Raw genomic sequence first — 10,327 nt, 5'->3', positions numbered from 1 at the left:
ATTCGGGTAAGTCATAAGTTGTTTTTTAGTAGTTAAGTTGCCGATTTCAAAATCTTTACCCTATAAAGTTACAAACTTTATGTATTCACTAAAATATTTTACCCAAATAAACATTTATTCGAATCAACTTTTTTTAAAAACACCCCATCATTTTTATTTCAATACTTTATGCAACGCACTAAAACACTTATAATGTAACCATTAAACAAAAAGCTAATCCTTAGCTGGTGAACAAAAAGTTATTGTTAATAAGTGAGTACTACTTTGTTTTTATAAATAATTCGGTTTATGTCGCTTATAGTGTAATAAACACCCGATTTCATTTTCTTAAGTTTTTGGTCAGTTACTACTAAAATGTATTTTACCTTGTTGGAATCCGATTTTTTCAAATGGTTTCTTCCGATAACTTATCTGGTTTTGTCCCCACAGCAATATTTATCCCGAATGCAGCCGTTATCCGTTGTGCATTTTTATAATTGAATACTTGTATAATGTTGTCAGTCACAAAATACAGGTCGGTGCCAGGCAAAAAGCGCAGGCGTAATCCCAATCCCAGGTTGTTGAACTTATAACCCGCCGTATAACTTACCGATGTGGAAAGTGCGCTGCCAACATGCCCGTTTAACGAAAGCGTTGCCGAAGCATTACTGCCGGTACTGTAAAAAGTATTGTTCAGCAACAAGGCATAGTTCCATTTGGAAGAAAACTGCCGAATAGCTCCCAGGTAAATTTGGGGCGGAATACCTACTTGAATTTTATCTGTTTCCTCAATATTAATCGTTTCATCATCGTCGTTAAATACGCCATTAAGTTGGTAGGAATTGTTTCGCCATTTGGATGTTCCAAGATTTAAAAGGCTTGCTGAAAAAAGCCATTTGTCGAGTTGGTAAGTAGCCCCCAGATCGATTGAAAAGCTGGCATTTTTAAGCATATTGCCCAACGTGATGTCATCGATCCAATCATCGGGCAACAAACCTTCATCCAAATCCAGTTCGTTGCCGTCAACGGCCTCGGGATTAACTTCTGTGGGTAAACCTAATTCAACCTGCCCCGCAAAGGTCTCATTGTATTCTACATACGAGTTCTCATACATTTCGCCTGAACCATCCCCAATATCGTAACGTTCAGTATATTCTTCCCTACTAACCTGGCAGCTGATTCCCGATGTTTTAAAGCCGATGTTGTTGAAGTTGATTACCGGTCGTAGTCCGATGCTCAAATTCTCGTTGATGACCCGGGAATACGTAAATCCCATGCTTATAAAATTATTTTCCAGCATTTCCATCTCATCAATGATAATAGGGAAATTCTCTGAAGGAATGTTGTCATAATCAGCAAGCAGGTAAACCACTTCGGGCTGCGCTGTATTCACCAAAATGTTATTTGCTTTTAAGTCGAAGGTAAAATAACCTTTATCTTTGAGTCGAAATCCAAACGAAAGTAAATTCACCCGGGCTTCAGATAGAAATCTGTTTTTACCATCAATGGAATTGATAAACTCATCCGGATTATAGTTCTCATTGTCGAGGTCATCAAGAAATCCATCGAGTTCTGAATAATTAAAGCCGCTGTTATACGCCTGTACATTTATACCGCTTATACCCGGTAAACCAATGTGCATGTTCAGTTTTGGAATATATGCCGGATTAAAAGCATTGTTCTGAGGCAAACACTCCATGAAGTACATCGTGTTTTGAGCGGATAAGGTCAGTGCATACATCAAAAACAGAAAGCTTAGAAATTTTCTCATAAAGTGATTTGTTTTAGGTGGGCTTATCTTCAGATAATACTGCTCTGATTTTGAGCACTACCTTTGTTTTTTCGCCCTGTATTTTAATCGCTAATTCAACACTATTTTTTTGTTAAAGAATCGGTCACCAAGCTGAATATGGAAGTAATACATTCCAGAACTTACTTTGTGATTTTGCATATTTCTACCGTCCCAGGTCAGACGACTGATACCCGCCGGGAGCTTAGAGCTATCTACCAAAATGCAGACCTGCTGCCCAAGTTGATCCAACACAACTACGCTTACATAGGAATCATTGGATAGATTAAATTCCAGCGTAACTTCTTCGCTAAAAGGATTGGGGTAACAGTTAACATCAATTTCCGTTGTTCCCACAGGATCGCCAACACTGGTCAGTACCGATTTTTCCAGGCTCAACACCACCGATTCGTGCTGGGTAAATTGTTCTGATCCCCGGATATATTCCGTTTCAATCTCCAGCTCGGTGTTGGAGGCTTTCTGCCACAGGCGTAGCTGGTATTCGTTACCGGCGGTAAATCCTGGCATTCCTGAATTGTCGCTGGCTGAAGCAGCCAGAGCAGCAAAACCATCCTCCAGCATCTTTTGGGTAAGCACCACAGCCCCTACACAATGTACACCATCATATACTGCCAGTTCATCGCCGGCAGTTAACAGCTGCTCGCTTAAACCAACAAGGTTGAAGTTCATGTGGTCCACGCCATTGCCGGTGAAGATTGGGGAGAAATATTGGAGCCTTACTTTTTCAGGTAAGGAAGCGATGGATTTTGGATAACTTTGAAAAATCCATAAAGTATCCGGTTCGCCTACTTTTACTTTATAACCTTTACCGGCCCATACATTACCGATAAAATTCTGCCAACCGCCAAATATGCCCAGGTTTTCAATGGAGTTTCCTTTTTCATCCTGCACTTTTACCAGGCTGCCGTTATCAATTAACTGCCCAAAAACCTCCATGGCATCCACAAAACTGATGCTGGGAAAGCCAACCATATTCCATCCCGGATTTAAAGGAATAGCAAAGGGATAATCGACAAAATAGCCTGCCGTTACCAGGGTATCGTAATCGTTCATTTTTACTTTATATCCCTCGGTGCACTGCTGATCACCTATATTATTCTGCCAGTCGCCAAAAATACCAAGATCCTCCATGGCGTTTCCGTTCTCATCCTGAACCTTTAACAAGGTATTCTGCTGTATGAGCTGGTGAAATACATCCAATAAATCAGCGGAATCGGGTTCTACCGGAATGGAAACAATATTCCATCCGGGAATAAGCGGATTGGTATATTCATAATACAAACTGCCACCCAGTTCAACAAAGACAGTTCCTCCCGATTGAAACGGAATACATGATACCGGACTTAACTGATTATCGTAACACATAGCACTTACTTCGCCAATTTCAGTTTCTGAGTCGCAGTGCCACAGTTTGTAAGAAACTGAATTTCCGGGTGTATACCCATTGCCAGTTCCATCATCGGCACTTACTACAATGCTCAGAATATTCTCATGATCGATAGTTTGGGAAAGCATTCCATAACCTACACACATTTCTCCATCAAAAACGCCAATTTGGTCGCCGGGAACAAGATCAATACCTTCAATCCGGGCACCAATCACATAAATATTCATTGGATCGTATGTGCCACCACCTTCCCAAACCGGATGAAAATGTTGCGGACAATCATTCTCGGAAAAGTTTGCAGTAAGAATCAGGGTATCTGAAGTCATGCTTGTAACAAAATGAGGATCAGTGCTAACTTCTGCTCCTTCCAGGTCTGTCCAGTTTACAAAAAGCCACCCTTCATCCGGAATGGCCTCCAGGCTAAATGATGTTTCTTCAGCCATTAGTAACGGATAAACATGTGCTTGTTCATTCAGCGTTATGCTCCCGTTTCCTTGCGTGACAATCCTCAATTCATGATAAAACGGGATTTCCCAGTTAAACAGACTATCGTTGGCTGCAATATCGGTTACCTGTGCAAGTGCCGGATCGTGATTATTCTCTCCTGTTGGCCGGGACAGCGGTTGCTGCAGGCGCCGAATATCAAAAAACCGGTGGCCTTCTCCCCATAACTCTATCCGTCGTTGCAACCATATTTGCTCTAACATTTCCTGCTGTGTGTTTACCGGATAATAATAAGCAGGATCTCTTGTGAGTACCAGTTGGTTCAGGTATTCTGATGCAGCAGCCAGGTCTCCCAACTGTGCCTTTGCTTCCGCCATAATCAGATACATTTCAGCCAGGCGCATATACACGTAGTCGCCATACATCGCTCCGTTCTGCCGGGTTAAAAACTTCATTTGACAAAGAGAAACGTCTGCCCCGCTACCGGAGTGCGTTTCATAAGGCGAAACCCACAGGTTTTTCCTTTTGTCCCAGTCCGGAATCTGGTCGTACAGCTCCTGTGTAATTTTTTTCTGTTCTCCGAGGTAAGCATACGAGAGGAAACGAGCATCCATATGCCCCCAGAAAGAAGCATAACTGGTATTCTCTTCATCAGGAATAACGGAGCCCCACATCCATTCGGAGGATGATTCGGCATCGTTAAAACCTTCCATTGGCGAAGTATTAAGCTCGTAATAGTAATCGGGATAATCGCTCTCCGAAAACAAACTGCCGTTATGCAAATCAATAGCTAAAAACGCATACTGGCTTGCCATCTGGTAATCTCCCGCTGCCAGCGCTACCCGTGCGTGCATTCCGTAAGCAGTAGCTTTATTTATGTGAGAAAGGCTTTGATGGCCTGGATATTCAGGAATAGCATAAGCTGCCATATCAAGATCTGAGCGAATAAGACTATACACCTCGTCAACCGTGGCCCGCTCCAAAATTCCAGCACCCGGCCCCGGTTGTTGTTCAGTGTTAATATAAACAGGAATTGCCTCTCCGGAAGGGTTGAGGATATAGGAATCAGCAAAAACCTGTACCATCTGAAAATAGCAATAGGCACGAAGTGCATGCATTTGTCCTTCAATTTCCCCCATATCTTCCGAAGGACCCGATGCCCACATCAGGTTATCAAGCAATTTATTTACTTCGCTAATAATTCCGTAGTATCTGCTCCAGAATTTCTCGAGGTAAAGAGATTGTTTATTGGTATGCTCGAGGTATTGATATTTCTTTGTAAACCAACCATACCTGGAGGAGTTCAACACCATATCATCACCCATCAAATCGAATGTAAGGTTAGCAGAGCTCTGTCCAAAATCGTCATGTCCTGAATTAAGTGTAAATAAGCTTTTATATATTTCATCGACCAACGCAAAAGCCTGTTCGGTGGTTTCAAACAAGGTTCTGAATGCTATTTCTTCGCCATATACGCGGCCGTTCTCGTTGGATGCAAAAGCAACTGCCGTATAGGCTACACTTGACTGTAAGCCTGTAATTAACAATTCAATTTCAGTACTGGCATTTTGAGTAGGTACTTCCAATGAACCACCTTCCCAGGTGATTTTTACTCCTGTTTCCAATAAGGGTAGTCCGCCGTCATAAACAACCTGCCCCAACACAAAAGCCTCGTCAGTAAAAACACTATCTACTTTTATGGTCTGTACAGCAGGAGTTGGTTTATCAGAAAGGGTACGGATATAACGTTGCGAGCTATAAACTGTACCCTGGGTGTTACTTGCATAGGCACGAATAAAGTACTGTGTATCGGGGTTTAAGCCATAAATAGTCGCTGAAAATTCACCAACTCCACTTCCTGCTTCAATAAAATTATCGGCCAATGTTGGGTTGTTGCTGTCACTCCACACAAAACCACAGCTGGTAACACTACTCTGTCCTTCACTTCCTACATTAGAATATAACCAGACAGAAGTTTGTGTCAAACTATCGGTATTAACAGATGAAACAGATGGCAAGGTGTCCGGCGAGGTTGTAAAACTTAATTCCTCTCCATAGCTTATTCCATTGGCGTTTACGGCATAAGCACGGGCATAATAAGTTGCATCCGGGTATAAATCATCCAATTCTGCTGTAAACTCACCAGTTCCCTGCCCATTACTTGAAAAAAAGAAACCTTGTTGAATATCAACAACTGGATTGGATGCGAGACCATAAGCTATTCCCCGGGCCACCACTGTTGCACCGCCATCATCGGGCACAGTAGCAAATATTGTGGCAGATGATGCAGCAGCAGCCAATACCTCTTCTGTTGTAACCTGCGGCACAGACTGATCCTCCTGTATGCGGACGCATCTTATACTTCCTCCAAATCCCTGACTTTTAGAGCCGTGATAGGTTTTACCATGGTTAAAATTGTAAATACGTATTTTTAGGGAAGTATTAACTGGTGTTGATGTCATAAAATACGTTTCTTCTCCCATGCCAGCGAAAGTGTTTGTTCTGTTTCCGGCCGGCAGTGCTGTAAAACCAGTTTCGTTAGTGGCTCCAACATTAGGGATACTCCAGTGTTCAAATCCGGTTTCCTTTAATTTTCCTCCCTCATTGTCTCCATGTCCGGCTACCCAACCCCATACATTCGCAACATCCCAGGTCATGCCCAGGTGCATCTCCATTACTTTCCACTGGTCGTTTGATGGAACCTTCCATCCCGAAGGACAAACTTCGCATTGTTCTAAAACCACATAATCACTGTACAATAAACCATATTCTTTTTCATACGAGGCACTATCGTCGTAAAAGAAATAATAATCCTGAGAAGCAAAACTATTCCCCAAACCCGTTCCTTCAGGAATTAATGTCCCGTCCTGATAGCGTTTTACCCTGAGATTTTCAGCCAGCCATTCCTGTTCTCCAATGGTAACCGTAGTATACATATTACCATCGATATCCACCACTAGGTTACCGAATGGTTCTGAATTGATCCGAAGATCGGGGTAATTGGGGTTGGTAACGGTACAGTAATATGCCCTGGTAGTATCGATGTCATTAAGCACATCGTTAGTTTCCCCGGTAAGCGCATTTTTAGAGCGATACCACTGATAAGTGTTTTCTGCAGCTTTTCCATCGTTAACAGTTAAAGAGCCTGATACACCATCGTACTCAAGACCGAAAAGGGTATCCTGCTGAGCATAAGAAAATGCATCCAAACCAAAATAATCAAGACCTGAATTGTCCAGGTCGGAAAATGTAAATTTATTATAGGTAAGATACAAGGCTTTAAGACTATCAAGACCTGAATAGCTTGCCGGTATTTGGCCGCTAAAAGAATTGTTGGCTAAACTAAGTAATCTCAGCTTTTTTAAGTTACCCAATTCCTGCGGCAAATTCCCTGATAGTAAATTATTGTATACATTAAAATTCTCCAGACTGTCGAGCTGCCCTAGTCCTGAAGGAATTGCCCCAGAAATTTGATTATTGTACAAATAAATACTTTTACAATTAACCAATGTTGAAAATTCAGTTGGCAGATTTCCTGAAAAATTGTTATTGCCCAGGTTTAAATATTCAAGTTGGCTTAGTTGCCCCATCTCAGCCGGTATTGATCCGGAAAGTCCATTGTTGTTTAAGTTCAGGTATTCCAGTTTAGCAAGCTGGCCAATCTCGGTTGGTATTACCCCTTCCAGTTCATTGTTCCCAATACTCAAATACGTTAAACTGTCAAGATTTCCTATTTCAGCTGGTAGTGCCCCCGAAAAAGCCCCCATTTCTGAATTACCGACAAGATAAAGCACTTTCAATTTCTGCAGCTGACCGATAGAGGATGGTATAGCCCCCGTCATGCCATTATTATAGAAATACAGGTTCTCCAACTCTGTCAAATTCCCTATGGAATCAGGGATGGTTCCTGTTAAATATGATTCATACCCAATCATAAGATAGTTCAATGCGGTCAGATTGCAAATCTCTGCAGGTAAAGTTCCCTGCAGGTTATTATTCCACATCATTAGTCGTGTCACCCTGCCATTTTCAACAGTAACCCCGTACCAGTTTTTTACTGAATCGGTTAACCAGTTATAACTACGGTACCAGCCGGGGCCATTGGTTGCATTATAAATAGCTACAAGCGCCAATGAATCACTTTCACTTACCGGAATTTCTGAGGTAGCACTTTTTAATAGCGTTTGTGAACCTTGGCTATATCCCAAAAACTCCTCCGGCTTAAGTAATTTAAAGTGAACACACTCGTCATTAAATTTGTCAATTCCTTTCTTATCACTTTTTAATTCCCTTGTTAAATTGGTTTTTTGCAAAATTGCCCTATTATCCACAGATAACTGCTGTGATTGCCCAACTACAGCATTAAAAAAGGAACAAATAACAAATAATACGATAAGAAGGAGTTTTAGCGAGAAGCGCTCAGAAACGGGTTGAGAGAGAGAATACATAACTGTAAGATTATTTTGTTTATAAATTAAATCCGTTCACTCATTCGATAATAGATAACTTATGTAACGGTTACACACCGCCACACTATTCACTACTGAACATGAAATTGTTTGGCTTAGAAAAAAATCAGATTGATTGTTTTTGTTTGCTTGTGGCAATTCTTTTTTGACTCCTTATTTTTTATCAATCCGTTACCCTAAATTTATGGAGATTCATTCGTATAAATACGTAGAACAATTCTATATAAAACAGATTCAATGTATTTAGTGATAAGACACAGGATTTATCAGTTAGCAGCCCCTTTTATCAGCGAAGACATTTAACACATCAAGCGATACTGTTCAGTAAACTTTATTTTAGCAATAGCAGAAAGTTTAGTAAGGCAACCAGGTTTGGCAAGAATAAGAAAATCAATAATGAGTTTATTTATGCATTCGGTTAAACGCTGTAATAAAGCTGGATGATACTTCGTACTCCAGTTCTTTTTTATCGATTTTCACCTTACAGGTCTGTTTGCTTTTGTTGATTAAGTATATAAACTCGCTGTTTAACACACAGCTCCTGTTAATTCGGTAAAAAAAGGAGGGTAATTTTTGTAATAAGCGCCCCATATTATAAGACGATAAATATTCTTCGCCATCCACCGTCTGTATGCGTGTATAATTCCCCTCAGCGTTAAAACTTAGCAATTCATCAGGTTTAATATAAACATAACCTCCTTTAACCGGTAGTTTAAGTTTCTGGTTCTCCAGAGGTATGGCTGCCATTTTCAACTGCAGTAATTTGGTAAGCAGGCTGTGCAGTTCTCCCCGCTCAACCGGTTTTAAGAGATAGTTATATACGTTTAGCTTAATGGCTTCGTCAACATATTTTTTATAGGCGCTTACAAAAACGACGATTAACTCCTGATTGTATTCCCTAATGTTTTGAACCACCTGAAGGCCATTCAGACCAGGCATTTCTATATCCAGAAACAAAACATCGGGATTGAATTTATTCACTGAACTTTCTATTTTAAATGAGTCCTGCAGGGTATGCACTACTTCAACCTTTCCAGTTTCCAATAAAATCGCCTTAAGAATACTTATTGCCTGATATCCATCATCAGCAATAATAACTCTGAGTTTTTCCATAATTGGGAATTGTTAGCATCTCAAAATTAAAAATTTAATTGGTTTAAGCTATAAATGAGGCCGTTTAATTACTTAAGAACGTAAATAAGCATAGGCTTAAAATTATTTTAAAATGATTTTTCAGTTCAAACAAATGAAAGTCGGCCGTTCAAAAAACATTTTTAACTTAGCGACTCAAACAACACAACAAACTAATTAACAACAAGAGTATGTCACAAAAAGTAGCACTTATTACAGGTATTACCGGGCAAGACGGTGCCTACCTCTGCGAATTTCTATTAAAAAAAGGGTACATCGTTCACGGAATAAAACGTCGTGCCTCGCAGTTTAACACCGATCGCATCGATCACCTCTACCAGGCACCCTGGCTGGAAAACCGGAACCTTATTCTCCACTACGGCGACCTTACCGACTCGATGAACCTTACCCGTATCATCCAGGAAACACAACCCGACGAGATTTATAACCTGGCGGCTATGAGCCATGTAAAGGTAAGTTTTGAAACCCCGGAGTATACCGCCAACGCCGATGGTATCGGTACGCTGCGTATTCTCGAAGCGGTGCGTTTGCTGGGCTTAACCGAAAAAACACGCATCTACCAGGCTTCTACTTCCGAGCTGTACGGACTGGTACAGGCGGTGCCGCAAAGCGAAAGCACACCGTTTTACCCGCGCTCGCCATATGCTGCAGCCAAATTATATGCCTACTGGATTACCGTAAACTACCGCGAAGCCTATAAGATGCATGCCAGCAACGGCATTTTGTTTAACCACGAATCGCCCCTGCGCGGCGAAACCTTTGTGACACGTAAGGTTACCCGTGCCATGGCAAAAATTGCCCTCGGACTGCAGGAGGCGGTCTTTATGGGAAACCTCGACAGTAAACGCGACTGGGGACATGCCAAAGATTATATACGCGCCATGTACCTGATTTTACAACAGGAAAAAGGCGACGACTATGTGATTGCCACCGGCGTTACCACTACCATTCGCGAGTTTATAAAAATGTCGGCGGCTGAAGCAGGTATCGAACTTGCTTTTGAAGGACAGGGAGCTGAGGAAAAAGGCTACCTGGCGGCAATCGACGAAAGCGTATTCTGCAAAAATGTGGGGGAAGAATACCTGG

At 41.5% G+C, this 10,327-nt stretch carries 4 protein-coding genes; 1 reads left to right on the top strand and 3 read right to left on the bottom strand.

Annotation, left to right across the window (positions count from 1 at the left end; translation table 11 throughout):
* Positions 1-385 precede the first annotated feature (385 nt).
* The 3 genes from QZ574_RS18305 to QZ574_RS18295 form a co-directional block, all read right to left on the bottom strand.
* On the bottom strand, positions 386-1,750 hold the full coding sequence (locus QZ574_RS18305) for a DUF5723 family protein (RefSeq protein ID WP_297092237.1): 1,365 nt from the start codon (positions 1,748-1,750) through the stop codon (positions 386-388).
* Between the two features lie 90 nt (positions 1,751-1,840).
* The gene (locus QZ574_RS18300; RefSeq protein WP_297092235.1) at positions 1,841-7,933 is read right to left on the bottom strand and encodes an FISUMP domain-containing protein; all 6,093 of its coding nucleotides are present in this window, start codon (positions 7,931-7,933) and stop codon (positions 1,841-1,843) included.
* Positions 7,934-8,491: 558 nt separating this feature from the next.
* Positions 8,492-9,202 carry a LytTR family DNA-binding domain-containing protein gene (locus QZ574_RS18295; protein WP_297092233.1) on the bottom strand — a complete coding sequence of 237 codons (711 nt, stop codon included), beginning with the start codon at positions 9,200-9,202 and terminating at the stop codon, positions 8,492-8,494.
* 209 nt (positions 9,203-9,411) lie between these two features.
* Here QZ574_RS18295 and gmd point away from each other — a divergent pair.
* A partial coding sequence (gene gmd / locus QZ574_RS18290) for a GDP-mannose 4,6-dehydratase (RefSeq protein ID WP_297092230.1) occupies positions 9,412-10,327 on the top strand: 916 nt, incomplete at its 3' end.

The organism is uncultured Draconibacterium sp. (genome assembly GCF_913063105.1).
Taxonomy (GTDB): domain Bacteria; phylum Bacteroidota; class Bacteroidia; order Bacteroidales; family Prolixibacteraceae; genus Draconibacterium.
The sequence above is the reverse complement of the archived record's forward strand: the minus strand, read 5'-3'. Positions and strand labels throughout refer to the sequence as shown.